Annotated in this window: 22 protein-coding genes and 1 pseudogene; 17 read left to right on the top strand and 6 right to left on the bottom strand. The window is 37.0% G+C overall.

What is annotated here, in order from left to right; translation table 11 throughout:
* The 9 genes and pseudogenes from B9N65_RS05010 to aqpZ all read left to right on the top strand — a co-directional run.
* Nucleotides 1-182: pseudogene (locus B9N65_RS05010) on the top strand (hypothetical protein); the annotation flags it as partial.
* Nucleotides 179-547, top strand: coding sequence for a hypothetical protein (locus B9N65_RS05005; RefSeq protein WP_087583047.1), 369 nt, complete (start codon nucleotides 179-181; stop codon nucleotides 545-547). The pseudogene B9N65_RS05010 and the gene B9N65_RS05005, both read left to right, overlap by 4 nt.
* A gap of 599 nt (nucleotides 548-1,146) precedes the next feature.
* A complete protein-coding gene (locus tag B9N65_RS04995; RefSeq protein ID WP_180385128.1) occupies nucleotides 1,147-4,356 on the top strand; it encodes a type VI secretion system Vgr family protein in 3,210 nt (1,069 codons plus the stop codon).
* A 61-nt stretch (nucleotides 4,357-4,417) separates the two neighbouring features.
* Complete coding sequence (locus B9N65_RS04990; protein ID WP_087583045.1) at nucleotides 4,418-5,077, top strand: hypothetical protein; 660 nt, start codon at nucleotides 4,418-4,420, stop codon at nucleotides 5,075-5,077.
* Nucleotides 5,046-5,234, top strand: a complete 189-nt coding sequence (locus B9N65_RS04985) for a hypothetical protein (RefSeq protein ID WP_087583044.1) — start codon at nucleotides 5,046-5,048, stop codon at nucleotides 5,232-5,234. The genes B9N65_RS04990 and B9N65_RS04985 overlap by 32 nt, the downstream gene beginning before the upstream one ends.
* A 50-nt stretch (nucleotides 5,235-5,284) precedes the next feature.
* Entirely contained in the window at nucleotides 5,285-5,767 is a 483-nt protein-coding gene (locus tag B9N65_RS04980; protein ID WP_087583043.1) for a hypothetical protein, read from the top strand.
* Nucleotides 5,757-8,414: a DUF2778 domain-containing protein gene (locus B9N65_RS04975; protein ID WP_087583042.1), complete on the top strand. Its 2,658-nt coding sequence runs from the start codon at nucleotides 5,757-5,759 to the stop codon at nucleotides 8,412-8,414. Before B9N65_RS04980 ends, B9N65_RS04975 begins: the two co-directional genes overlap by 11 nt.
* Before the next feature lie 485 nt (nucleotides 8,415-8,899).
* Entirely contained in the window at nucleotides 8,900-9,502 is a 603-nt protein-coding gene (locus B9N65_RS04965; RefSeq protein WP_087583040.1) for a hypothetical protein, read from the top strand.
* A gap of 162 nt (nucleotides 9,503-9,664) precedes the next feature.
* Nucleotides 9,665-10,372: an aquaporin Z gene (gene aqpZ / locus B9N65_RS04960; RefSeq protein ID WP_087583039.1), complete on the top strand. Its 708-nt coding sequence runs from the start codon at nucleotides 9,665-9,667 to the stop codon at nucleotides 10,370-10,372.
* Nucleotides 10,373-10,501: 129 nt separating this feature from the next.
* Here the strand turns inward: aqpZ and B9N65_RS04955 are convergent, their stop codons facing one another.
* The 6 genes from B9N65_RS04955 to ccoG form a co-directional block, all read right to left on the bottom strand.
* Complete coding sequence (locus tag B9N65_RS04955) at nucleotides 10,502-10,729, bottom strand: hypothetical protein (RefSeq protein ID WP_004318043.1); 228 nt, start codon at nucleotides 10,727-10,729, stop codon at nucleotides 10,502-10,504.
* Nucleotides 10,730-10,750: 21 nt separating this feature from the next.
* Nucleotides 10,751-12,133, bottom strand: a complete 1,383-nt coding sequence (locus B9N65_RS04950) for an efflux transporter outer membrane subunit (protein ID WP_087583038.1) — start codon at nucleotides 12,131-12,133, stop codon at nucleotides 10,751-10,753.
* Nucleotides 12,123-15,248, bottom strand: a complete 3,126-nt coding sequence (locus B9N65_RS04945) for an efflux RND transporter permease subunit (protein WP_087583037.1) — start codon at nucleotides 15,246-15,248, stop codon at nucleotides 12,123-12,125. The genes B9N65_RS04950 and B9N65_RS04945 overlap by 11 nt, the downstream gene beginning before the upstream one ends.
* A gap of 10 nt (nucleotides 15,249-15,258) precedes the next feature.
* The gene (locus B9N65_RS04940) at nucleotides 15,259-16,419 is read right to left on the bottom strand and encodes an efflux RND transporter periplasmic adaptor subunit (RefSeq protein ID WP_087583036.1); all 1,161 of its coding nucleotides are present in this window, start codon (nucleotides 16,417-16,419) and stop codon (nucleotides 15,259-15,261) included.
* A gap of 106 nt (nucleotides 16,420-16,525) precedes the next feature.
* The gene (locus B9N65_RS04935; RefSeq protein ID WP_087583035.1) at nucleotides 16,526-17,152 is read right to left on the bottom strand and encodes a TetR/AcrR family transcriptional regulator; all 627 of its coding nucleotides are present in this window, start codon (nucleotides 17,150-17,152) and stop codon (nucleotides 16,526-16,528) included.
* Nucleotides 17,153-17,182: 30 nt separating this feature from the next.
* Complete coding sequence (gene ccoG, locus B9N65_RS04930; protein ID WP_087583034.1) at nucleotides 17,183-18,508, bottom strand: cytochrome c oxidase accessory protein CcoG; 1,326 nt, start codon at nucleotides 18,506-18,508, stop codon at nucleotides 17,183-17,185.
* Nucleotides 18,509-18,652: 144 nt separating this feature from the next.
* Here ccoG and rpsU point away from each other — a divergent pair, with 144 nt between their 5' ends.
* From rpsU to B9N65_RS04890, 8 genes are all read left to right on the top strand, one after another.
* Nucleotides 18,653-18,865 carry a 30S ribosomal protein S21 gene (gene rpsU / locus B9N65_RS04925; RefSeq protein ID WP_009294994.1) on the top strand — a complete coding sequence of 71 codons (213 nt, stop codon included), beginning with the start codon at nucleotides 18,653-18,655 and terminating at the stop codon, nucleotides 18,863-18,865.
* A gap of 103 nt (nucleotides 18,866-18,968) precedes the next feature.
* Nucleotides 18,969-19,601 carry a DNA-binding protein gene (locus B9N65_RS04920; protein WP_087583033.1) on the top strand — a complete coding sequence of 211 codons (633 nt, stop codon included), beginning with the start codon at nucleotides 18,969-18,971 and terminating at the stop codon, nucleotides 19,599-19,601.
* Entirely contained in the window at nucleotides 19,598-20,215 is a 618-nt protein-coding gene (locus B9N65_RS04915; RefSeq protein WP_087583032.1) for a UPF0323 family lipoprotein, read from the top strand. Before B9N65_RS04920 ends, B9N65_RS04915 begins: the two co-directional genes overlap by 4 nt.
* Before the next feature lie 2 nt (nucleotides 20,216-20,217).
* Nucleotides 20,218-21,399: a glutathionylspermidine synthase family protein gene (locus B9N65_RS04910; protein WP_087583031.1), complete on the top strand. Its 1,182-nt coding sequence runs from the start codon at nucleotides 20,218-20,220 to the stop codon at nucleotides 21,397-21,399.
* A gap of 2 nt (nucleotides 21,400-21,401) precedes the next feature.
* Entirely contained in the window at nucleotides 21,402-22,331 is a 930-nt protein-coding gene (locus B9N65_RS04905) for a D-2-hydroxyacid dehydrogenase (RefSeq protein ID WP_087583030.1), read from the top strand.
* 3 nt (nucleotides 22,332-22,334) lie between these two features.
* Nucleotides 22,335-22,832 carry a YajQ family cyclic di-GMP-binding protein gene (locus B9N65_RS04900; protein WP_087583029.1) on the top strand — a complete coding sequence of 166 codons (498 nt, stop codon included), beginning with the start codon at nucleotides 22,335-22,337 and terminating at the stop codon, nucleotides 22,830-22,832.
* A gap of 286 nt (nucleotides 22,833-23,118) precedes the next feature.
* Nucleotides 23,119-23,910, top strand: a complete 792-nt coding sequence (locus tag B9N65_RS04895; protein ID WP_087583028.1) for a DUF2314 domain-containing protein — start codon at nucleotides 23,119-23,121, stop codon at nucleotides 23,908-23,910.
* A 29-nt stretch (nucleotides 23,911-23,939) separates the two neighbouring features.
* The gene (locus B9N65_RS04890; protein WP_087583027.1) at nucleotides 23,940-25,256 is read left to right on the top strand and encodes a hypothetical protein; all 1,317 of its coding nucleotides are present in this window, start codon (nucleotides 23,940-23,942) and stop codon (nucleotides 25,254-25,256) included.
* Nucleotides 25,257-25,374: the final 118 nt, after the last annotated feature.

Genomic DNA, 25,374 nt, shown 5'->3' with positions numbered 1-25,374 from the left:
AGCTACTAGAATTTATAAAAACTCAAAAATATAAAGAATTTAAAGAAGAAAAATTTAAATTAATCAAAAAACTATTAGAACATGGACAAGATCCTTATCATTATGGCTATTTAAGGGTTATACTAAAGATAGTAGGAGATGAAAAAGATTTAGATAAGCTTTTAGAAAGCGAGAAGAGATGATGCTAAATTTTGGCTATAGACTTTTATTTTTAGTACCACTCTCTTTCATTTTGGTTGGGTGCGAAGGAGTAGAGTGTTTAACTGATGAAAATCAATATGCTGAAAAAATGATATATCAAGGACTTAGTAAAGATGATGCAAATGGAACTTGGGCATGTTTTTTTAATCGTTACGATATAAATATATATAGCTCTGGCGATGAAGCTTTAAAAAAGATATTTGAAAATATAGAGATAGCAAAAATAAAAACGAAAGCAAATATAAAAGTAAATGTTTATAAAGAAACTTGGATACCTAGCAGTACACCACCTAGTAATAAAAACCTTTTAAAAACCATTGCGTTTAATAATAAGGAAAAACAATAATGTCAAAAGTTGCAATTTATTCAGTTGTGGGTGAAAAAGATTGGTTCTCATACTTTCGTAAAATTTATAATACAAAAGTATTAATATTAAATAAAAATTGGTTTATAAAATGAATATAATTTGGATTTTTGCATTTATTATAATTGTTATTGTCTTAATAGATTTACTAATGCACTTTTGTGGTCTTTACAGATATATAATTATTAAATATTTGTCCGTTGTTATTATGTGTTTTGGGCATCCCGTATATTTTTTTATTTCTTTTATTTTGGCTTTATACTTTAGATTTTTATTTGATGATGTAGGTAATATAAAATTTTATGGCATATTATTTATGGCTTTGTGCATGATTATTTTTGCTATTTTGAGATACATGGCTTTTAAGTATATGATTAATGATGCAAGCTTATATACTTATTCTAAATTTTATTTTTTTACATGTGTTTTTTTACCATTTTATGTAATTGGTTTTTATAATGAGATGGGATTAGCAATGGCTGTTCAACTAGTGCTACCAATTTTTATGGTTATAACTATAGTATATAGTATTATAAAAATTTTAGTTATTAAAAAGTACAAGATTGTAGGGAAATATTAATATGCCTGATATAAAAATAAGTAATCAGTATTTGCCCAAAGGTATATACTTTGAAAGAGTACCTGTTTTTGGTAATAATTGGCATACTAGCCTTGTAAAAAGAGATGGTTTTGGAGAAGCCAAGATAATTAGAGGTGGACCAAATACACAAGCTGCATCTTTTAACTTCATGGATTTAAAAATAGATATAGATAAAGATATAGATCAAACTCTTGATGCATATAATGGTAAAAAACCAAATGGGTGGCAATATATAAAATTAGACATAGATGACAGCGATATAGATGATTATTGGTCTAAGATGGTTAATGCTGCACAAAAAATAGACCCGGAAATAGATTATGAAATAGAGCTTGATAATACGACTATCGACTTTTCTACTTTGTCCGTACAAATAGGAGATAATTCTCAGGTATGTCATTCTGTGGTAGGTACTGTACTATCTGAGGTTGGCATATCAACAGAAAGTATTTTTGAAAAAGATCCAAGCATTAATATTAATGACTTTAAGGGAATAAAAATAAATTTATTAAATGATGCAAACCTGCAAAGAACTACTAGAATTTGGGATATAGCACAAGTATTATATGAGTCACCTAACAAATCAAGAGAAAACTTAGAGAAAAAAGCGAGACAATACAAATGTTTATTTAATAAACCAAATGAAACCAATAATAACTATGATAGTTTAGAAAAAAGATTGAAAGAGCAACAAATGGACAAAAACATAACATCACCAACATCATCACTAACTAGGCCAGTCATGCTAGCATCTGGCAACTCGGTGGCAACAGACGGCTTTGTAGATTATGGCGTATCTAACGATGCCTTCTCTACTCTTCAGATAGCAAACGATAAATTTATAGTCACAAGGGCTGATATAAATGAGAGTTTAGAGGATATATTTAGCATAGAGTGCTTTGCCTATATAAATTTAGTCAAAAACCCGCTTTACGAAAATTTAGAGAGCATATATAACGATAACGCTCAAACTGGCATATATAGATACCTTGATAAAGGCATGAAGCTAAGTATAAAAAGACCATCTTCTACGAACAAGAGTATCATCCCAGGCAATAATGGCAGTGACCATATCTACTTTAGCGGCATAGTAAGCGATGTCGAGTATCTAGGCGTTGATGACGATAGCAGTACAAATATAGACAAAAAATATTTCTTCAAATTTAAACTCACATCTTCGCTATATAGACTAAGTATAAATAGAGCAAATAGAATTTACACAGACCAAAGCGTGCTTGAAGTAGTAAAAGAAATTTTGTCTTTTAACAAGCAAAGGCTAACCAAAGAGCTAGACTTCTCAAACATCAAAAATAGCTACAATAAAAAAGAATTTATAGCGCAGTACAACGAAAGTGACCTAGCCTTTATAACAAGACTTTGCCATGATAGCGGTATATATTTTTACGAAGATAATGAGAAAATTTACTTTCACGATACCTTTATCCTAGCTTATAGTAACCAAGCTGAAGGCCTAGTACAGAGCGAACCGAGCAATGGCAAAGAGGCTAGAAAAGTAAGCTTTAATGTAAATTTAAATAACAATCTTGCAAGCGAACACATAAATAAAATCACAAAGAGCGAAACTCTAAAAGCAAATAGCTTCACCCACTCATTTCAAAACACAGCCTATCCAAACGTACTAGAGAGCAAAAATGAGAAGATATTTGACGAGCAGGTAAATATCTATGATAAGCATATAAATTTAGATGAGTATTCATTTAGTGATACGAGGTTGCTTGAGGTCAGCACCTATCTTAAAAAGCTAAGAAGCGATATGCTTTTAAAAGAATTTATCGCTAGCTCAAATGTCTTTGCTCTAAATTTAAACGACAATATCTCAGTCGCCATAGATCAAAGTAGTGGCGAATATGAGTTTAAAATAATAGCCATAAAACACACTTATATAGACGAAAGTGTCTTAGAAAATACTCTAAATTTAGGCGACAATGTCCCTTTAAAAGATAAGAAATTTATAAGCTCATATACAAATGAACTAAGCATCATCCCAAGCAGTGTGAAATTTGTGCCAAGCTACAAGCAAAAGCCAAAAGCGCCTGACATCACTCTAGGTCTTGTTGTAGGACAAGATGGGCTAAACAGCCAAATAAACACCATCCATACGGATAGCTACGGTAGGGTAAAGGTAAGACTAAATGCCTTTAGCACACAAGAGCAGATAGATAAAGATGATACCATAAACGCAAGCTATCATAAAAGTGCCTATCTAAGAGTGATCACGCCGATAGCTAGCAACAGCTCTGGCTTCTTTGCGATACCTAGGGTCGGCGATGAGGTGATCATCTCATTTTTGCAAAACGACATAGACAACCCAGTGGTAAGCGGCAGCCTATATAATGCCTCAAATATGCCACTAGTAAATGTAGATAACAACTACCACCAAACATCGCTTAGCTCAAAAACAATCGGTGCAAACGAGACCGGCATAAACGAGATCACTTTGTCAAACTTAAAAAATAAAGAGCAAATTTATGTAAAAGCGGAGAAAGACTACGACGAGCTAGTAAATAACGACTTTTCTCAAACGATCCTAAACGACAAAAGCTCTCAAGTGCATGGTAGCTACACCGAAAGGGTCAAAAAAGCACACATCCAAACGATAGATCTTGCTAAAAACGTAAATGTCGGTGGCGAATATCTAACGACGGTTGGACTTTCAAAAGATACGGTAGTAGGCGTCTCAAATACACTAAATGTAGCTGTTGATGATACAACTAGAGTTGGTCAAGATAGACATGAGTTTGTCGGCAATGATAAATTTGTCGAGATAAAATCAAATCTTAATACAACCATACACAACGACGAAACCAAAGAGATAAAAGGTACTAAAGAGCAAAACATAGATGGTAGCTACAAGCTAAATTCGCAAAAAGGCATAAATGAGTTTAGTAACGAGCACATCGTGCTTCAGGCAAACAACTATATCGATATAAACGCCAAGTCAAATCTCACGACAAAGACAGCCGCACAGCATACCGAGATGGCGGACTCAAAATATAGCGAGATCGAGACGACATACGAAGTCAATGCTAAAAATGAGATCATACACCAAGTAGAGAGCACAAAAGTAACGATAAATGGCGCAAGTGTTGTGATAGAGGTTGGCGGCATAAAAGCGATATTTGACAGCATGGGACTAAGAGTCATCGGCGGAGATATCAAGGCGTTGTAAAAATATAAAAAGCAAAGAGGTCTTAAAATAGTATAGAGTAGCTAGGCAAGCAAGGATAAAATTGAGAGATTATGATAAAAGACCGATAGTTATAAAAGACTACAATTCAATATTTATGTTTTTATTACATATCCCATTAGTAGCTATATTGTTAGCATTTGGGGTATTTAAAGGCGCAACGTTTTTGATATGCTTAATGATATCGCATATATTTTTTATTTACATTCGTCCATACCTTTTTTATGGACGTAAACGAATAGTAAAATTAACTAATGAAAAGATAGAATTTCTACAAGATGGTCATTTAATAGAGAGTATAAATTTATGTGAAAAATTTGAAATTTATAAGACTTATGACGACTATTATCATAAATCTCAAAAGTATAAAGGCATCCAAGAGAAACTAAGAAAGTGGCTTTTGCCTATTGCCTTAATATCAGTGCTTAAAATTTTTAAATTTGTAAAATGGCTATTTTATTTGGTAAAAACAAAGGGTTCTTACTATAAAAGCTATGATGCAGTAATTATATTTCAAGAGGATAAAGTGCTAAATATACTCGCTACTTCAAGATTTGAGAGAGCATTAATAAAAAAGTACTTTCTAAACAAGTTTAAAATAGATATAGATGAGTTAGAATTTTATAAAGAGTTAGGTCATAATTACGAGAGTATTAAAATAGGAGAACAATTTGGACAATCTAAATCAAGCAAAAAGAGATAAATTCTTAAATAATCTTGACGCAGCTAAAAATTTACTGACTGTGACCGGTGATATTGCAACATCGGTTTCTCCTTTGAAAAATATAAGTAGCGCTAAAGGTCTTATTTTGATGCAATTAATTACCAGAGAAATTATGGTTGATAATGACAAGAAATAAATTTATCTCATAATAACTAAAGTAAAATTTTCGAATAAGGAGTGAAACTCATGGATAGTAATCAAGAAAAACCCGTTTTAGTAATAAAGCGAACAAGAATATTTGGCTCAGTTTTTAACGCTTTTATTGGATTTTTAACCATTTTTATCTCTATATTTTTATTGCTATCAGGGGAAGTAAGGTTAGCTATATTTGGTGGAATACTATTGCTGCTAGCTTTTTTTGCGTATATATTACCTCTTATGCTCCAGAGTGTTATTTTTTATGATAATTTTTTTATTGCAAAATATAAATTTTGGTCGCAAACTATAAAATATACTGAAGTAAAGTATCTTTGGTATTATAAATATTTTACGAATAAATTCTTTTTCATAAGATTAAAATTTGGTGTTAAATTTTTAGAGTGTTTTGGTTCAATCATAGTAGATATATACTCTTTTGATAAATGTGATTTAAAAAAAGTAATAAATATTTTTCAAAATAAAAATTTATATAAAGAATTTTGGTATACAGGTAATTTAAATGAAATTTGATAATAACAATACTGCCGACTATACAATAACTGTAGTCAATTACGTTGATAAAAATGCTAGCAAAGAAAATTTTGAGAATAGTAGAACCTATGCATTAGCAACATTTAGTGGGTATTTAGCTTTTACAAGTGGCTTGCTTGACTATGGAATAAAAATAGCAAATAGTGCTGCCAGCACAACACCATACGGAAAGATATTTTCAGTAGTTGATGGTGTTATAAACGGAGTATTTGACAAAAACGGTAATCCTGATAAAAGCATGGAAGATGTTATTGGAACTGTTATTACATCATATTTAACCAGTGCAGCATTAGGTGCTACTACTGGTATCTTCTTGGGTCCTATCGGTTCTATAGTCGGTGCCACGGCGGGAGCAATTATCGGTGGTTTTTACGGCAGTGATGTATTTAAATTTTTTAAGCATAAATTCTTAACAATAATAGATATATCCAAGTCTATTGAAAAAGAAGGCGCTATAAATCCAAATGACTTATCGTTTGAAGCAGCACTTGATCTCTTTTCTATACTAAATTTGCCACACTCTTGGTCTAATAATGATAAATACAAAAGCTTATCAAACTATGAAGACAGCAAACAAACCTTGCTTGAATTTCAAAAATCATTAAATGATTTTGATATAGTGATTTTTGAACCATTTTGTAAAAAAATAAATTATATGCTATCTAAGAGTTTCTCCTTAAATAATATCTATGTAGTTAGCATAAGCTCTGATGGAACTAACAACATCTCAAAGATAAACAAAGCGTTAAAAAAGCGAGAAGAAAATTCTGAGTTTAAAGCGGGCAATAAAGAAGAAATTTTACTGATATGCCCCTATTATTCAGCGCAGATCATAGCGCCATATCAGCCTAAAAATACAAAACTTACCATCATCTTGGCAGATAAGACATACCTAGACTGTATAAATTTAAACCCACAAGGAAGTAAAGATGAAAGTAAGCTTATGCTAACTAACTATAAATTTAACCCATACGAAGCAAACAGCAAAGAAGAAGATATAAAATTTGTAGATTCAGCGACAAGCGGAGATGTCACGCTTTACAAAGATAGCAACAATAAATTTATATCACAAGATAAAAAATACTCTTATGATGGCTCCAAAGTAACTTTAAATTTCTTTAATAATCTAAACTTTAACCTGCTAAATTTTGCTAAAGAAAATGGCTTTAGCCTAAGAAGCGATAAATCCTCAGCCATGTTTGATGTAAGACTAAAACTAGCAGATAAAGAAGAGAGCAAACCAACTACAAATAATGGAAATTGTAATCTCATAGTAAAAAATCTAATAATCACTGATGAAAATTTAAATAGTAGCGATATCAAAGAAATTTATTTGCATAACTGCGAAGACAAAAGGGTATATCGCTCATGCTCACTTGAGAAAAATGATAATGAAGAAGCAGATAAAAACTCATACACGGCTAAATTTAATATAAATCTTATTCTAGACAAAGACCAAAGTGTCTTTAAAAGAACAACTAAATTTATATTAGCCTACCGTGATCTAAGTAAAGACTACTCAACTAGCGATATCCATAGCATGAGTGATAATAGCGTCATCTCTCTTGAAGCAAAGAAAAAAGCAGAAGGCAGTATCACATATGATCTAAAAACTTCACTTATTGAGGTGGCAAATAATATAACTGGCGTAGTTGTAGATGTACAAAACATAGATCAAACAACCATACAGGACACTATAAATTTAAAAGCTATCTATAAGCCAAATAAGGGTGATGATAACTATAAAGAGGTGAATTGGTCTTATAAAATTATCAAGCAAGGCGAGTATAACAAGGAAGTAAAGGCAAATTTTGTAGCAAATGATATAAAGCTGGAAGGAGAGAAATTTAAAGGAAAAGAGATAAGCTTCACTCCACAAACTGATATAAAAGATCAAAAGCTACTGGATAAGCTAAAAGAAGGTGATAGTACATTAGTGTTTTTTGCATATCTAAAAGCACCAAGATATACGACGAGATATGGTAAAACTCATGGAAGGGTTGATATAAAGTACGAGAAATCATTATTTTTAGAATTTGATGGAGAATTTTTATCAATACATATAACTTATAATGAATTAAAACAAGTTCATTCCTTTAAGGCGGTTTCAGGTGCGCCAATAAAAGGTGGTTCAAATTATTACTTTGACTACAGTAAAAAAAGACAACTTTTGGCAAACGAGGGGCCAGTTCCTGAAGGTACGTATTATATAACGCCTTTGTCTAGTAATAAAGATGATGCAATTCAATATTGGGAAAAGTTAGATAATGTTCAACACTTTAAAGCAAGTATTGCGATGGGTTCTTGGCCTGGCGGCAAGAAATCTTGGGGCAGTGTTAGAATCCCGATACTTCCTAAAAGTGTAACTTTGTTAGATGACAGCAAAGAAATAAAAAGAAATAATTTCTTTATACACGGTGGAGAAAAGGCAGGTAGCAGGGGCTGTATCGATTTATGTGAAAATGACATACGTTTTTTTGAAGTATTACTAAACTATATAGAACTTATAAAAAGTAAAGATAAAATTCCACTCATTATAAAATATAAGCAAAAAAATATAAAATGCGATAGTGATTTAAAGTTAAAATTTTGCACAGAAGAAACAGACTATGACCAAGATTTTTAAATACGTATTTTTGTTTTTATTTTTGCTTCTATCTTGCTCTATGGTATTTGCATCATCCTTGTCATTTTCTACTCTTTTGCAGCATGAAATCATAGGCAGATATTTTATTTTTGGGGTACTTGGTCTAGTTTTTATTTTCCTAGATAAATTTTATAATAATCTCTTTATCGGATATCTTGTCGTGTCCTACTTCCTTGATACCATAATATCTTGTATTTTGATATCGTTAGAGTTTTTTGGTTTAAAATTTCCTACAACTCTTAAGCAAGATTATGCTTTGCTTCCAATAGAAATATTTTTTATAGCTTTGTTCTTTATCACCATTGCAATAATTGGCATTTACTCATTTTTTAAAGGACGTGAAAGATCTTTTAAAATTTGCTTTGCAATATGCCTACTAGCGTATCTTTACCGCTTTATCTTGATGCAAATGGCTTTTTTATGATCTATAAAGTTAATTTGTAAAAATTATAGAAAGTGCTCAAATGAAAACATTTTATATAGTAGTTTTACTAAGCAGATTTTTATTTGCTTCTGAAATTTCAGAAGCTTTTGGGGACCTAGACGGTGATAATGTGGATGAAAGAGTAGTGGTTTGGCAAGATAGTGACTTACACAGATTTTTGCAAATTTTCAAAAGAGATAGTGAAAATAAATGGATCAAATGGCAAGAATTTAGTAATGTAATAATGAATTCTGATGATGGTGGTGCCATGGGAGATCCTTTTGAAGGTTTGGAGATAAAAAATAGAGTGATCACAATAAATCATAGTGGCGGTGGCGGTAGATTTGAGTGGAGCTGTGCCTATAAATACAGACTTGACTTAAAAGATAAAATTTGGAAATTAATAGGCGTTACCGTAGATATGCTAGATAAAAATGTAAGAGATCAAAACTTGGACTATAACCTTCTAACAAAGAAAGCCATATACAAGGTAGAGTGCTTAACAAAAGAGGCAAATAAATGCAAAAATATAAAAAATTTTATGTTTGATGCAAAAAACAATAACCAAATAGATATGAATAAAATAAAACTTGGGGAAAACCAACTTATCGTGCCAAAATATAATGAGAAAATATATTATTGACGTAATAGGGTATTAAATTTTAATATAAGTTACTATGTAAAACACTCTAAATTTAATCCAAATCCACAAGTAAATTTACATAAAACTTTATCTTTACAATATTTTGTAATGTCACACGTTTTTGCTAAAATCGCCCCTTTTAATTTACCTAAAAGGGAGAAAATGAAGAGATATTTAGCCGAGTTTTTTGGCACATTTTGGTTAGTTTTTGGAGGTTGCGGTAGTGCGATATTTGCAGCAGCTTTTCCAGAGCTTGGTATTGGTTTTGTGGGTGTTGCGTTTGCTTTTGGCCTTACAGTTCTTACGATGGCTTACGCAGTTGGTCACATCAGTGGCGGTCACTTCAACCCTGCTGTCTCAGTTGGCTTGCTAGTTGGCGGAAGATTTGACAAAAAAGACTTCGTGCCTTACGTCATCGCACAGGTTATCGGAGCGATCGCAGCTGCTGGCGTACTATATCTTATCGCTTCAGGCAAGGCTGGATTTGACGCTACTGCGAGCGGTTTTGCTAGCAACGGATACGGCGAGCACTCACCAAATGGCTACAGTCTAGTCTCAGCGCTAGTTGCAGAGGTCGTTCTAACTGCGTTTTTCCTTATCATCATCCTAGGTGCGACTGATGAACGTGCTCCAAAGGGCTTTGCACCGATCGCTATTGGCCTTGGCTTGACGCTTATCCACCTTATCTCGATACCTATTACAAACACATCGGTTAATCCGGCTCGCTCAACTGGCGTTGCGATATTCCAAGGTACTTGGGCGTTAGAGCAGCTTTGGCTTTTCTGGGTTGCACCTATCGTTGGAGCTATCATCGGAGCTATCATTTATAGGATCTTAGGCTGCACATGCGGCTGCAAAAGCGCAAAATAATCAAATTTTATACTTCAAGGGGCGATCTTCGCCCTTTCTACTTCTAAAAATTTAAAATAAGTAAAAAGAAATTTATAAGATGTTTTGAGGGTTCATCTAAGAAATTTAATTCTTAGATGAAAAGAGGATTTAGGCCTTTTTTGTCATCGCCCTAATAGGTATAACAAATATCGCTGCAATAAGGTAAAAAACGATACCAAATACAGCTGCCATCATAAATATCTCGCCGATATCATAAAAGCTTGACTCAAGCCTAATGGTATCCACGTAATTTATCGCAAACCATAATGCTACGCCAAGAGCAATAGCAAAAACAAAAAATCCCCAAGAAAATAAAAAATTTAAAATCTTAGTCATCAACTTTTCTCCTTTTTGAGTTTATTTATCTACCTTAAATCCGCCGCCAAGCGCTCTATAAACTTCAACCGCGCTATCTACCTCATCAAGTTTAGCTGAGATATCTTGAAGCTTTGCTTGAAGCAAATTCCTCTGTGCATCAAGAAGCTCTAGGTGTCCGATGTAGCCAGCGTCATACTGATCTTTGGCGAGCGAATAAATTTTTTGCTGCGATTGTAGCAAATTTTTTACCTGATCCAAAGAGAGCTTTGCGTTTTGCCTTGATATAAGAGCATCTCTAACCTCACCAAGGGCCGATCTAACGGTCGCTTCGTAAGTGACGGCCGCGATTTGCTCGTTTGTCTCAGCGACTCGGACATTGTTTTTTGTCCTGCCATAGTCAAATATTTTTTGCGCTAAAGAGCCACCTATGTTCCAAGTATTGGCATTTCCTACAAATATATTTTCAAAATCAATACTTGTAAAGCCTAAAAGTCCAGTAAGTGAGATCGTAGGAAAATAATCAGCTTTTGCCACGCCCACAAGAGCATTTGTAGCTTTTAGATCTGCTAGCGCCTTTGCCACGTCACTTCTTCTAAGCAAGACATCAGAGCTGATGCCAGCGTTTATCTCAGGCGAACTTGGTAAATTTTGCGCACTAGCAACGGCTCCTTTTAAAATTTCATCATTGCTCTTGCCAGTTAGGATAGCTAGCGAGGTTAGCGCTTGCGACTTTGAGTTTAGCACTGAAGTTAGGCTAGTCTTTGCCCTTTCTACTTCAGCTTTACTTTGCAGATAGGTCATCTCATTTATGCCACCAAGATCAAGCTGCGTCTTGCGAAGCGATAGCGTATCTTCGTAGGTTTTTAGTGTCTCTTTTAGCACCGCTTCTTGCATGTTTAGCGACACTAGAGCAAAGTAGCTTTTCGCCACACTTGAGCTAAGGCTTAGCCTTGCGCTATCGTAGTCAAATTTGCTAGCATTTAGGCTTTCATTAGCTGCAAGTACGCTATTTCGCACTCTACCCCAAAGATCTATCTCGTAGTTTAGCCCTAAATTTATGCTCGAGCTTCTATAGCGTGTTTGAGGCTGCCCAGTGTAAGTTTCACCACTGGTTTTTGCTTTGGTATAACTTACATTTAAATTTACCCCAGGGAGCAAGCTAGCCTCAGCAACACCAAGGCTTGCCTTTGCCTTCTCTAAATTTAAATATGCGATGCGTAAATTTGTATTTTTCTCAAGTGCACTTTCAACAAGAATATTTAAATTTTCATCTTTAAATTCCTTCCACCAAAGATCTCTTATATCGCTTGTTTCAAAACTATATGTTGAGGTGAAATTTGTATCCACATTTGGCATATCTGGGCGAAACGAGCAACCAGCCAAAAACGCCGCTGTTATAAGTATAAACGCCTTATTTCTCATCTTTTTTTGCTCCCTTTTTCCAGTATTTTTCATTTAAATTTTCAAGCAAATAGTAAAACATAGGCACGAAAAATATCGCTATTGTTGTTGATGCGATCATGCCGCCAACTACGCCAGTTCCTAGTGAGTGGCGAGATGCAGCGCCAGCACCCGTACTTATAACCATCGGGAAAACACCTAGAGTAAATGCGATCGAGGTCATTACGATAGGTCTAAAGCGAAGTTTGGCCGCATTTACAGCTGATTCAAATATGCTCTTTCCACTCTCGCGCTCTTGCATAGCAAATTCTACGATCAAAATGGCATTTTTGGCCGCTAGACCGATGAGTAGCAAGAGTCCGATCTCAAAGTAGATATCGTTTGTCAGCCCTCTTATCCAAACAGCTAGCAACGAGCCAAATACTGCAAACGGCACGGCAGTGATGACTGCAAGTGGGATGAGCCATCTTTCGTACTGAGCCGCAAGGATCAAAAAGACAAAGACCATACCAAAGATAAAAGCGACTGTGCCTGTTCCTTGAGAATTTACCTCTTGATACGCCGTTCCAGCCCAGCTTATAGCGTACTCATCACTACTTAGTGTGTCATTTACGACCTCTTGTATCGCTCTTATCGCATCGCCTGATGTGTAGCCAGGCTTTGGATCGCCCATGATCTTCGCCGCAGGGAAGAGGTTAAATCTATCAACGATATCAGGTCCGATCGATCTTGTGAGCGTCGCTACTGAATTTAATGGCACCATGCCGCCCTCGTATGAGCGGACGAAAATTTTTCTTAGATCCTCGGGGTTGTTTCTAAAGTTATCGCTTGCCCTTGCGTATACGCGGTATGATTTACCCGCAAGGTTAAAGTCATTTATGTAGTAAGAGCCAAAGCTGGCTGCTATCGTGCTAAAAATTTCGCTCTCGCTTACGCCAAATAGCCTTGCCTTTTCTTTATCAACTGTTATCTTAAACTGGCGGTAGTTTGTTTCAAGCGTCGTTCTTACGCCAGTTAGCTCAGGTCTTGCGTTTGCAGCTGCAGTTACCTTTCTAGCGTCCGCTTCTATCTCATTGTAGCTCTTACCGCTCTTATTTTGTAGATACATCTCAAAGCCGCCAGTCATTGATAGACCCATGATAGGTGGCACATTTACGACAAAGGTCATTGAGTTTTTTGAACCCCAAAGCATGCCGTTAAACTGACCTACTAAGGCATCTGCACCGTCCGTTGCGCCTTTTCTTTCGCTCCAGTCTTTTAGCTTGACAAAGCTGATAGCTGAGTTTTCTCTAAGCGAGCTAGCTAGCATATCATAGCCTGCAAATCCCATGGTAAATTCGACATTTGGGTTGCTCAAAATGGCGTTACTAATAGATTTTACCTCTTCTTTGGTCTTTAGCATATTTGTTGAAGGTGGAAGCGAGGTGATAACCAACAAAGCGCCCTTATCTTCTGAAGGCACAAGCCCTTTTGGCACCTTTTGAAAAAGGCCATACGTCGCAAATCCCATTATGCCAATGACTATAAAGCTAATGATGACGTGTTTTAAAATTTTTGCCACGCCTGCTGTAAAGAGTCTAGTGCTAAAGTCAAAAAAGTCGTTAAATTTCTGAACTATCCAAAATGGCTTGTTTTCTTGTTTTTTAAGCATAACCGCACAAAGTGCTGGCGTAAGAGTAAGAGCGACAAAGCCTGAGATACAAACAGCAACAACAAGCGTTAGCGCAAACTGCTTTTGTATAACGCCAACAAAGCCCTCCATAAATGAAACTGGCACGAAAACCGCGCAAAGCACGAGCACGATAGAGATGACTGGGGTTTGTACCTCCTCCATCGCCTTAAACGTGGCGTCTTTTACGCTTATTTCTTTATCTTCATGCAAAATTCTCTCGACGTTTTCTATAACGATGATCGCGTCATCTACGACGATACCGATGGCTAGGATCAGGGCAAAAAGTGTGATCAAATTTATACTAAAGCCCATAACATAAAGACCGCCAAATGTGCCTATGATAGAGACTGGTACGGCAAGCATTGGTATGATGGTAGCTCTAAAGCTCTTTAAGAAGAAGTACATTACGATAAGAACTAGCACCATCGCTTCTATGAAAGTTTTTATAACTTCGTCTATTGAGACGGTGATAAATTCAGTTGGGTTGTAGGCTATGGTGTGCTCTAGACCAACTGGATAGGTTTTCTTTAGCTCTTCAAGCTTTGCGGCGACTGCTTCTGCAGTTGCAAGTGCGTTTGCATCGTTTTGTAAAAATAGTAAAAGTGGCACTGCTGGCTTGCCATTTAGCATAGCTTCAGATGCGTAGCTAGCAGCTCCAAGCTCGACTGTGGCGACCTCTTTTAGCTTAACAACTGTGCCGTCTTCGCTTTTTATCAAAATTTCGCCAAACTGCTTTGGATCTTTAAAACGTCCTTCAGAAACGACAGAATAAACATAAGGGTTTTCACCCTTTGATGGCTGCTCGCCGATCTTGCCAGCGGCGTATTGTGAGTTTTGAATTCTTACTTGTGAGATGACATCGCTTGGAGTTAGTTTAAACTGAGCGAGTTTGTCTGGCTTTAGCCAAATTCTCATCGAATACTCTTTGTTGCCAATTAGAACTGTATCGCCGATGCCATTTACCCTTTTGATCGCGTCAGCGATGTTTAAATTTACATAGTTATATAACTCAACTTGGTTCATATTTGGATTTGTAAAGCCAACTACTTGAAGGATCGAACCACTTCTTTCACGCACCGTTACGCCCATATTTTGCACCTCTTGAGGCAATCTTGAAAGGGCAGCTTGCACGCGGTTATTTACATCGATCGTAGCTTGTTTTGCTGATGAGCCGATCTTGAAATAGACGCTTATATTCATAGTACCAGCTGAGCTTGAGGTGCTTTGCATATAAAGCATATTTTCAACGCCATTTATCTGATCTTCAATGGCACTAGCGACTGAGTCAGCGATAGTCTGCGCATCAGCACCGCTATATGTCGCAGTTACAGAGACAGTAGGCGGAGTAAGACTTGGATACTCCTCTATTGGAAGCCCCTTGATACCCATAAAACCTGCTATAACTATGATGATAGATATAACAGTTGCAAATATCGGGCGGTTTATGAAAAATCTTGAAAACATCTATCTGCCTTTACTTGCTACTTGTAGCGTTTGCATCTTTGCCGTTTATAAATTCTGCACTTAGGTCTTTGTCAGTTTCAACTGGTGCGCCAACTCCGATTTTAAGGAAGTTACTAACTATTATCTTATCGCCCTCTTCAAGACCATCAGTCACTACGACCATATCTTTTGTTTGATATCCTGTTTTTACATTTTTTTGGCCTACTTTGCCATCTTTTACGACCAAAACATAAGTGTTTGTAGCGCTTTGTTGAAGGGCAACTTGTGGGATGTTAAAGGCATTTTTTTGAACAAATCCACTCATCTTTATATGACCAAACGCACCTGGTAAAATTTTACCCTCACTGTTATCAAAGCTAGCCTTTGCCAAAACGCTGCCAGTTGCGGTATTTACGACGTTATCTATAAAAGTCACTTTGCCAGTGAAATCTTCATTGTTTAAATTTAAGACAGCCTCGCTATTTAGTTGCTGCCAAGCGCCACTATCTAAATTTGCTTTTCTACTTAGATTATCCACGTCTGCGATGTAAAAGTCAGCCTCGATCGGATTTATCTTAGTTAGTCTTACAAGCTGTGTTTGGCTTGCTACTACAAGTGAGCCAACATCGACTTTATTATCGCCCACTACACCGTCAAATGGAGCTACTATGCTTGTGTAGCCTAGATCTATTTTTGCACTTTTTAAATTTGCTTTTGCGCTTACTAAATTTGCATTTGCGATATCATAAGCTGCAACGGCTGCGTCGTAGTCTTTTTGAGAGACTGCATTTTTCTTATAAAGGGCAGAAATTCTTTTAAACTCAGTCTCGGCATTTTTTAAATTTGCATTTGCAACGCCAACAGCTGCGTCAAGTGAGTCGTAGCTGGCTTGATATTTCTCTGGATCTATGAGAAATAGCTTCTCTCCAGCCTTTACCTTATCGCCAGGCTTAAAAAACTGCTTTATGATCGTGCCGCCAACCTTTGGATAGATGATGACATCTTGGTTACTTGTAACTGTGGCCGTGTAGTCAAAGCTAATAGGCACATCTGCTTTTTGTGCAACAAATATATCAACATGAGATGTTGGCATCTGGCGGCCTGCAGCAGCCTTTTTGTCGCCACTTTCAAAGCAGCCAGAAAACAAAAAAACGGCAGCTGAAAGCACAAGAAAACTTTTAAATTTCAACATAAAAACCTCTCTTAATTTTAAATTTTAATCCCAAATTTAGTTTTGTAATTTTTATTACAAATTATAAAAGTCACTGACTATAACTAAATATAAATTAAAAGTCAATTCAACTTTTAACAATGCCATTTAAAAATAGCTCAACGCACAAAGCAACGTGCTCTTCACGCTCTTTTTTGCTTAGTTTTGGCTCTTCGTCTAATATGAGAGCGTTGTAGTAATGTGACCCCTTTACATTTTCTATAAAGCATTTTGCGGCAAATTTGGCTGGAAATTTTGGATTAAGCTGTGCTTTTATCTCATCTCTTTCAAAGAAATTTATAAGCACAAGGTCGATCCTATTTAAAATTTGATCTAAAAATACCCTGCCAAGTTTGCCACCATTTTTAGAGCTCTCGCTTATCATTATCCTGCCAAGTGAGATATTTTTCTTGGTGCAGATGATAGAAAAAATAATGGTTGCAAATTTGGTTAAAAACTCCTCCAAGCTGTGAGAAATTTTAAGATCTATCCTCTCATCGACCTCTTTTATAAGCGCATCTATCTCTTGCTCGATGATCGCTTGAAAAAGCCCCTCTTTGCTCTCAAAAAATGTGTAAATGCTAGCAAGCGAGCCGCCACTTATCGCCACGATATCGCTAAGGCTTGTCTTTTCGTAGCCATTTTTTAAAAATAGCTCAAGCGCTGTTTTTACGATGAGCTCGTATCGTTTCTTGCCTTTTTCTGAGATCGCCATTTCACTTCCCGCTAAATTTTCGCCATTTTATCATCTTTTAGGATAGATAAAGGTGCTAGCCCTTTGCACGCTGATAGTTGGCTCGTCAGTGGCGTAAGCTTTTATATTTATATGTTTTAAAAGATCTTTTTCGCTTGTGTTTTCATTTTTTGATTTTAGCGTGACGATGACCTTTTGTTTTGCGCCAGCTTTTAGCGTAAAGGGCCTATTTGGACGAGAAATTTCTATGCTTTTATCATCTATCTCAAAGTAAAATTTATGATCCTTGCTTTGGGTATTTTGCACCAAGAAAACGTAAGAATTTTCAACCTCACCTTGATCTAAAACCTTGTAAAGCTCGCTTGTTCTATTTATATTTAAAAGCATGCTCTCTTTTTTACCACTCATCAGCGCTGTAGCTACCAAAACTACGCACAAAATGACAAGATAAGCAACCGTTCTAAATCTAAAAATTTTCACCTTTTTATTTTCATTTTGAGAATTTATACTTCTCCACTCTATAAGCGAGCTTTCGTTAAAATGCCCCATCACTTTAGCGCACGCGTCGCTACACTCAAGGCAGTTTATACACTCAAGCTGCATGCCTTTTCTTATATCTATATGCGTTGGGCATATCCTCACGCAGGCCTCGCACCCAGTACAAAGCGCGCCTTCTTCTTTTGGCTTTTTAAATTTCTCCCGGCCTTCATATATGACGCCGCCTCGTTTTTGATTATAAATAACTTGGATCGTGTCACTATCAAACATAACTGACTGCACCCTCGCATACGGGCAGACATAAACGCAGAAATTCTCTTTTAAAATGACCACGTCATAGACTAGCCAAGTAGCGATGCTAAGCCAAAATGCAAGTAAAATTTTATGTTCGCTTGCGTCATTTAGATAAGCGAAAAAATCAAGTGGTGGCACAAAAAACCACATGAAATTTGCAGCTATGATAAGGGCTAAAACGCACCAAATTCCAACTGCTAATGCACGCTTAAAAATTTGACCTTGCGGCTCATTTTGTTTATTTTGGATATTTTTTCTGATCTTTAAAATTTTAGTCTGCAAAAAGTCACGAAAGAGCGTTCTAAAAATGGTCTGCGGACAGCTCCAGCCACACCAGATACGCCCTGCAAGCGTTGTTAGAAAAAATATAGTCAAAAACAAAGTGATAAACAAAAACGGCATCAAATATAGCTCTTGCATATCAAATTTTGTAAAAAATAGATCGACCCTGCTCTTATCAAAACTTAGCAAAAATAGCTGCGCGTCATTTATCCTGATAAATGGCAAAATAAAGACAAATAGCGTGATACAGGCGAAAAAAATGTAACGCCTCTTGGCGTAGCTAAGATGAACATCCTTTGACATGGTGAGCCTTTTTTTGAAATTTCAAGATTATAAATTTTGGGTTATTAAAAAAGTATTAAATATTTTAAATTTGCCTAAAAGCTTAAATTTATGAAAGTTAAACTATACTCACGGCTTATTTTAATCTGAAAGGTGGTGAGGACGTTGCCTGGTATTAAGGTACATCCTAACGAGTCATTTGACGAGGGTTACAGAAAGTTTAAAAAACAAACTGATCGTAACTTAGTCGTTACTGAAGCAAGAGCTAGACGCTTCTTTGAGCCTAAGACTGAGATCCGCAAGAAACAAAAAATTGCTGCTCGCAAGAAAATGCTTAAACGTCTTTATATGCTTAGACGCTACGAGTCAAGACTCTAAAACCAAGACAAAGGGAGCTTTGCTCTCTTTGTTTAACTCTTCTTTTAGCCTTATTTTTTTATAATCAAAGCAATTTTTTTATTTTATTTTAAACGGAAATCCGATGCAAAAGCTAGCTGTAAATGAAGCTGCAGAAATTTTAGGCATAACAAAAGAAGCAGTCTATAATAGAATCCGCCGAGGCTCGTTGAAAACAGTCATTGAAAATGGCACAAAATTTGTCATCCTTGACGAGGAGCCAAGCAGCGAAAAACCCGCAAAAACCGCTTCAAAAAGCACAAAAACTAAATCCCAAAACGACGAGTTTGTAAGTTATTTGCTAAATGAGCTAAATGAGCTTAAGAGCTTAAATTTAAATTTGCAAGCCGACAAAGATAGGCTTTTTAAAGAAAAAGAGCAGATGCTCATCGAGCGAAAAAATGAAATTTTGCAAATTTACAAGGATAGAGACGAGAAGCTCATGCAGTTTCTAAACGCCATGCAAAGGCCACTTTTAGCACCTAAAAATGAAAGTGCCACAAGCGAAGTGGCGATAGATGCGCAGATAGAGGACGAGTCAAAATGGATAAATTTAAGCGAATATCTAAAGGAGTTAAATTTAAAACCAAAAGCGACAAAAAAAATCAGTGAAAAGATAATAAAAGCGATACATCACTCCAAATTTATCAAATTTAAACGCGGCGTGATACTTGTTAGAAGACATAAAAATTTAAAAGAGTTGATAGGAGAGATATGAAACACATTAAAAAAATAGCTACTTATGCTGCGGTTGGGGGATTTGGTGCCATTATCATGGCTGGACTTGCAGGTTGTGGAAGCGACGATGGCGGCAATGGAAACGCACTAAACGAAGTTGCGCAAAAAAACGGCGCCTTTGTCATCATCGAAGAGAGCGCACCTGGCGTTTATAAAATTTTAGAAGAGTATCCAAGCACTGAAACGAGGGTTGTGTTAAAAGATATGAACGGCACTGAGCGCGTGCTAAGTAAAGATGAGATCGATAAACTTCTAGCTCAAGCAAACGCAAAGATCGACAATAACACTTCAAATTTGACAAGAACGAGCGACGCACAGCTAAGTAGCGGCGGGCTAAGCCTTGGCGAGACTATCCTTGCTTCAGCAGCTGGCGCGATACTTGGTAGCTGGATAGGCAGTAAGCTCTTTGGTAACCAAAATTTCCAAGCAAATCGCCAAAGCACATATAAAAATCCAAGTGCTTACACAAGAAGCGTCGATAGCTTTAACAAGCAAAAAGCGGCAAATTCTGCTGCAAGAAGCGGCGGCGGTAAGAGCGGATTTTTCGGTGGTGGTTCAAAGTCAGGCTCTAGTTCATCAAGCTTTGGAGGCTGAAAATGATAAATTTAAAAAAGATAGAACCGTTAAACAACGAATTTATGGAGAAAATCGGCTTTGCATGGCATACAGATAACGATAACAGCTCGTATATCGCAGATGAGATCGTGCAAGTAAGCGAAAAAGAGGCAAATGCCTACTACGAGGCGGCAAACGAGCTATATGATATGTACGTAAATGCCGCTCAGCACGTGATCGACAACAACCTTTTTCACGAAATAGGCATACCATTTAACCTTGTTGATATCATAAAAAATAGCTGGGAAAATGACGTTCACTGGCACCTTTACGGCAGGTTTGACCTAGCTGGCGGGCTTGATGGTAAGCCTATAAAGCTCATTGAGTTTAACGCCGACACGCCAACGGCAGTTTTTGAGACGGCGATCATCCAGTGGGCGATGCTAAAGCTAAATCACATGGATGAAGCGGCCCAGTTTAACGACCTTTACGAGTCGCTAAAGCAAAATTTCAAACGTCTCATCACGCTTGGCGACGAGGATGCGGACTTTGATGAGCTTTACGAGGGCTGGGGGATACTCTTTAGCAGCATCGCAGGCAGTATCGAGGACGAGCAGACCGTAAAACTACTGCAATACATCGCAAAAGAGGCTGGCTTTGAAACAGACTTTGCCTACGTTGATGAGGTCGTTTTTAACGATAATGAGGGCATTTTTAAAAATGATGAAAATTTCGAGTACTGGTTCAAGCTTGTCCCTTGGGAGAGCATAGCGATCGATGAGGGCGAGCTGGCTCTCATACTTTCAAACATTGTAAAAAATCAAAAAGCTATCATCATAAATCCAGCCTACACGCTACTTTTTCAAAGCAAAGGGATTTTAAAAATCCTTTGGGATCTATATCCTAATCACCCGCTCTTGCTTGAGACTTCAAATGAGCCACTAAAAGGCAAAAAATATGTGAAAAAACCGGTATTTGGCAGAGAAGGTGCAAACGTCTCTATATACGATGAAAACGGCGCACAAATAGCAAGCAGTGATGGCGAATACGACTCAAACAAAGCTATCTATCAAGAATTTTACGAGTTTAACCAAGATGATAGGGGCGAGAGCTACCAAGCAGGGGTATTTTACGCTTATGAGGCGTGCGCGCTTGGATATAGAAAGGGCGGCAAAATTTTAGATAACTACTCTAAATTTGTAGGACATTTCATTAAGGATTAAAGATGAAGATCGTTTGTTTAGACGCGGCAACGCTTGGAGAAAACGTTGATCTTAGTGTTTTTAAGAAATTTGGCGAGTTTATCAGCTACCAAAAGACTAAAAGCGATGAGGTCGTGCCACGTCTAAAGGGCGTTGATATCGTCATCACAAACAAGGTCATCATCGACAAAGCCGTAATGGACGCGCTAAATTTAAAGCTTATCTGCATAAGCGCAACTGGCATGAACAATGTCGATCTTGAGCATGCAAAAGCTAAAAATATAGCTGTTAAAAACGTCGCTGGCTACTCAACCGCAAGCGTCGTGCAGCACACGTTTGCCTTGCTTTTTGAGCTAACAAATCGCATCAAATTTTATGATCACTACGTAAAAAGTGGCGAGTGGGTGAAAAGCGAAATTTTCACCTATCTTGGCGCAGATATCAGCGAGATCGCTGGCAAAGAGTTTGGCATCATCGGACTTGGCGAGATAGGACGCGGCGTGGCAGCAGCAGCACGTGCATTTGGCGCAAACGTGAGCTACTACTCGACAAGCGGAGCAAATAAAAATAGCGAATTTGTGCAAAAAAGCTTAGATGAGCTACTAAGAAGCAGCGACATCATCAGCATCCACGCACCGCTAAATGAAAAGACTAGAAATTTGCTAGGCACAAACGAGATAAATTTGCTAAAAGATGAGGCGATAGTGCTAAATTTAGGACGTGGCGGCATAGTGGATGAAGCTGCGATGGCAAGGGCGATAGATGAGAGAAATTTACGCTTTGGCACCGACGTTTTAGAAAGCGAGCCAATGAGCAAAAATAGCCCATTTTTAAATGTAAAAAACAAAGAAAATCTACTCATCACCCCGCACGTAGCATGGGGTAGTTTGGAGGCTAGAAAACGGCTGATCTCACTCATAGTTAAAAATATAGATGAATTTATAAAAGGATAGAAAATGGCAACTGAACACAGCTTTGATATAAGCGCTGAAGTCGATATGATGGAGGTTAAAAACGCTCTTGAAACGGCTAAAAAAGAGATCGCAGCAAGGTATGATTTTAAGGGTCTTACGGCTGAGGTAGAGCTAAATGAAAAAGAAAAATTTATCACGCTTCTTAGCTCAAGCGATAACAAGATCGACGCGCTAAAAGATATCGTGATCTCAAAGCTAATCAAGCGCAACATCCCACCAGTGGCGATCACAGAGACAAAAAGAGAGCCAGCAAGCGGAGGGAATTTAAAAGCGATGCTAAAGCTAAACGACACGCTTGATGGCGAAAACTCAAAAAAGATCACCAAAGCGATCAAAGACTCAAAGATCAAGGTGAGCGCACAGATCAGGGGCGAAGAGATCAGAGTGACAAGCAAAAGTATAGACGATCTGCAGGAGTGTATAAAGCTGGTGAGGGGGCTAAACCTAGAGCTTCCGATAAGCTTTAAAAACCTAAAATAACGTATTTTTCGCTTTATTATGCGTCGTTGATTCAAATTTTTGCTCGGTCATTACCAGCTCGGTAACTCCCGTCACAAAAATTTAAATCGCCTCGCCTAATTTTGCGAAACTGCCGTATAGTTTTTGTATTGAAATTTTGCAGGTTGGCGTGAAACCATCGGACGGTTTTAGTATTAAAATTTAGTAGGTTGCTGGGCTAAATTTGTGAAATTTAGCTGGTTCGTGGGTGAATCGCCTTATCGTTTTATTTAAATTTGATATATCTAAATTCTAAAAAGGGGTAAAAATGGGCTTTTTTGAGAAAATTCTTGGTAAGCAAATAGACCTTGGCGAGCAGATGCCGATCTATTTTGTAAGTAGCGACGAAGACTACATGCAGCGCGCATTTGAGCAAGCTCGTGAGAGCTTTAGGTATTTTTGGCGTGAGCTTTACTGGGAGCGCCGAAGGATCGTGCCAGGACTTGACTATGCGATGGTAAAAATTTGCTTCTTAGACGTGGTAAACGGCGAAGAGGTGGGCGAGCACATGTGGATAAATGACGTTGAATTTGACGGCGAAACGATATATGGCACGCTCGTAAATGAGCCAGATAGCGTGCAAAACGTCAAAGTTGGCGATCAAATAAGCGCAAAATTTACCGATATGAGCGACTGGCTCTTTGCGATAGACGGACGTGCTTATGGTGGCTTTAGCGTGCAGGCGATGCGCTCACGCATGCAAAAAGATGAGCTAGCCGAGCATGATGCGGCTTGGGGGCTTGACTTTGGCGATTTTAAAGACATTTTGGTAGTTTTCGAACAAAAAGAGCATCCAGAAAATTTGATAGAGCATCCGATGAGCAAAAACATGCATGATCAGGTTGAAAAATATATAAAAGCACATCCAAGCATGGTCACAGACACCGACGAGCTTGGCTTTACGCAGCTTCACCACGAGGCACTTGCTGGGAATTTAACGATCGTAAATCTCTTGCTAGAAAACGGCGCTAGCAAAAACGCCCGCACAAAAAGTGGCAAAACCGCAGCTGAACTTGCTAAGCAAATAGGCTGGAGCGAAATCGCAAAGGTACTTAAATAGCATTTCGTGTAAATTTTTAGGATTTAAATTTGAGTTATCAAGACATTTTAGATGAAAAAGAAGAGAGTGTAAAAGAGGCTAGAAAATTTGTAAATTTCTTAAAGGCAAATTTTTCAAACTGTGAGATAAGAAGCAGCAAACAAGCGCGTTTGATTACTCTTTTAAACGAAGAAAACGACCTTTTTGATAGGCTAAATAGGACAAATTTTGCTGAAGTTTCAAAAAGGCTCGGCGAGATAAAAGAGCAGATCACTCTTGTCATTTTGGATATAAAAGATGAGATTATAAAGGATTTTGAAGACAAAAACTATGAAATTTATAAAGGCACAGCAAATAGTGACGAGGAGCGCCTTGAAAAGATAAAAAATGAGCTGCTTTTTAATTCGTATTTTGAGAGCCGTCTTGGTGAGCACTCGGCAAATTTAAAGGCAAATTTTATAAAAGAGTGCGCTACAAATTTCTTTAAGCACTCAAATTTCATCGTCCCAGTCGTCAGCATGCTTTGCTACTTTTTGTATTTTGGCTTTGAGACCCGATATTTTCCGAGTTTAGATAGCTCAGAGATGATATTTACAGGTATCTTGCTATTTTGCGCGACCGCGACCGTGACGGCTTTTGAGATCGCTATCTTGGTCTTTGTCTCCTACCTTTACCAAAATGACGATAAAAAACATAAATTTAAAAAGCCGAAATTTCTATTTTTTTATAGCTCAAATTTCATCTATTTTTTAACACTCATCTCATTTGCCATTTTAGCCTTTGCAGCCTTCAAGCTAAACTACGGCTGGGGCGCCATTTTATCGCTACTTTTGCTCTCTTATACTGGGGTAAATTTGGCAGTTTTCTTTAAAGATAGATCAAATTTCATCATCTATCTTTTATCGCTTATCATGCTTTTGCTCTTTATCATTTCGGTTGTCGTCTTAAAAGATGGCGGATTTTTGGCACTTTGGATACTCTTTTGCTCGTTTATGCTTTCTTTTGTGCTAGGCGTTGCGAGCATCAAAGAGACAAAGGATTTTTCATTTGTTTTTTACGCTGCTCTTTCACTTATGATCGTTTCAAACTCGCTTTTGTTTATCAAATACACAGCAAAAACCTTTAACATAGGCGATGTGGATTATAAATTTTTGCTTGTAGATAAAAGTGCGTTAAAAGCGCTACCTAGCTCACTTTGCGAGACAAAAGGCAAAGAGCAAACGCCTTGCGAGATAGATGAAAAGGCGGTTAAAATTTATGACGTGAAGTCACTTTGTAATATCGGTAAATTTTACTACTTGCAGACAAAAGACGGAGTGAAATTTGAGCTTGACTCGAGCAAGATCATCTCAAGAGTAAAAGAGTAAGTAGGCTAAGCTTAAATTTATAGAGCAAAAGCGAGCTAGATATGTAAAAATCGCAGGTTTGTAAAAATAGAAAATTTAAAAAATGATTGCATTTTTTACTCAAAATTTACGTTAATGC

Source organism: Campylobacter concisus, from assembly GCF_002165815.1.
Classification (GTDB): domain Bacteria; phylum Campylobacterota; class Campylobacteria; order Campylobacterales; family Campylobacteraceae; genus Campylobacter_A; species Campylobacter_A concisus_BH.
The sequence above is the reverse complement of the archived record's forward strand: the minus strand, read 5'-3'. Positions and strand labels throughout refer to the sequence as shown.

Bases quoted from the DNA above. Each gene is read 5' to 3' on its own strand.
- B9N65_RS04980 (WP_087583043.1), top strand. From the start codon at position 5,285: ATGGATAGTAATCAAGAAAAACCCGTTTTAGTAATAAAGCGAACAAGA.
- B9N65_RS04895 (WP_087583028.1), top strand. From the start codon at position 23,119: ATGGGCTTTTTTGAGAAAATTCTTGGTAAGCAAATAGACCTTGGCGAG.
- B9N65_RS04975 (WP_087583042.1), top strand. From the start codon at position 5,757: ATGAAATTTGATAATAACAATACTGCCGACTATACAATAACTGTAGTC.
- B9N65_RS04900 (WP_087583029.1), top strand. From the start codon at position 22,335: ATGGCAACTGAACACAGCTTTGATATAAGCGCTGAAGTCGATATGATG.
- B9N65_RS04950 (WP_087583038.1), bottom strand. From the start codon at position 12,133: ATGAGAAATAAGGCGTTTATACTTATAACAGCGGCGTTTTTGGCTGGT.
- B9N65_RS04910 (WP_087583031.1), top strand. From the start codon at position 20,218: ATGATAAATTTAAAAAAGATAGAACCGTTAAACAACGAATTTATGGAG.
- aqpZ (WP_087583039.1), top strand. From the start codon at position 9,665: ATGAAGAGATATTTAGCCGAGTTTTTTGGCACATTTTGGTTAGTTTTT.
- B9N65_RS04935 (WP_087583035.1), bottom strand. From the start codon at position 17,152: ATGGCGATCTCAGAAAAAGGCAAGAAACGATACGAGCTCATCGTAAAA.
- B9N65_RS04920 (WP_087583033.1), top strand. From the start codon at position 18,969: ATGCAAAAGCTAGCTGTAAATGAAGCTGCAGAAATTTTAGGCATAACA.
- B9N65_RS04945 (WP_087583037.1), bottom strand. From the start codon at position 15,248: ATGTTTTCAAGATTTTTCATAAACCGCCCGATATTTGCAACTGTTATA.
- B9N65_RS05005 (WP_087583047.1), top strand. From the start codon at position 179: ATGATGCTAAATTTTGGCTATAGACTTTTATTTTTAGTACCACTCTCT.
- B9N65_RS04915 (WP_087583032.1), top strand. From the start codon at position 19,598: ATGAAACACATTAAAAAAATAGCTACTTATGCTGCGGTTGGGGGATTT.
- B9N65_RS04965 (WP_087583040.1), top strand. From the start codon at position 8,900: ATGAAAACATTTTATATAGTAGTTTTACTAAGCAGATTTTTATTTGCT.
- B9N65_RS04905 (WP_087583030.1), top strand. From the start codon at position 21,402: ATGAAGATCGTTTGTTTAGACGCGGCAACGCTTGGAGAAAACGTTGAT.
- B9N65_RS04955 (WP_004318043.1), bottom strand. From the start codon at position 10,729: ATGACTAAGATTTTAAATTTTTTATTTTCTTGGGGATTTTTTGTTTTT.
- B9N65_RS04995 (WP_180385128.1), top strand. From the start codon at position 1,147: ATGCCTGATATAAAAATAAGTAATCAGTATTTGCCCAAAGGTATATAC.
- B9N65_RS04940 (WP_087583036.1), bottom strand. From the start codon at position 16,419: ATGTTGAAATTTAAAAGTTTTCTTGTGCTTTCAGCTGCCGTTTTTTTG.
- ccoG (WP_087583034.1), bottom strand. From the start codon at position 18,508: ATGTCAAAGGATGTTCATCTTAGCTACGCCAAGAGGCGTTACATTTTT.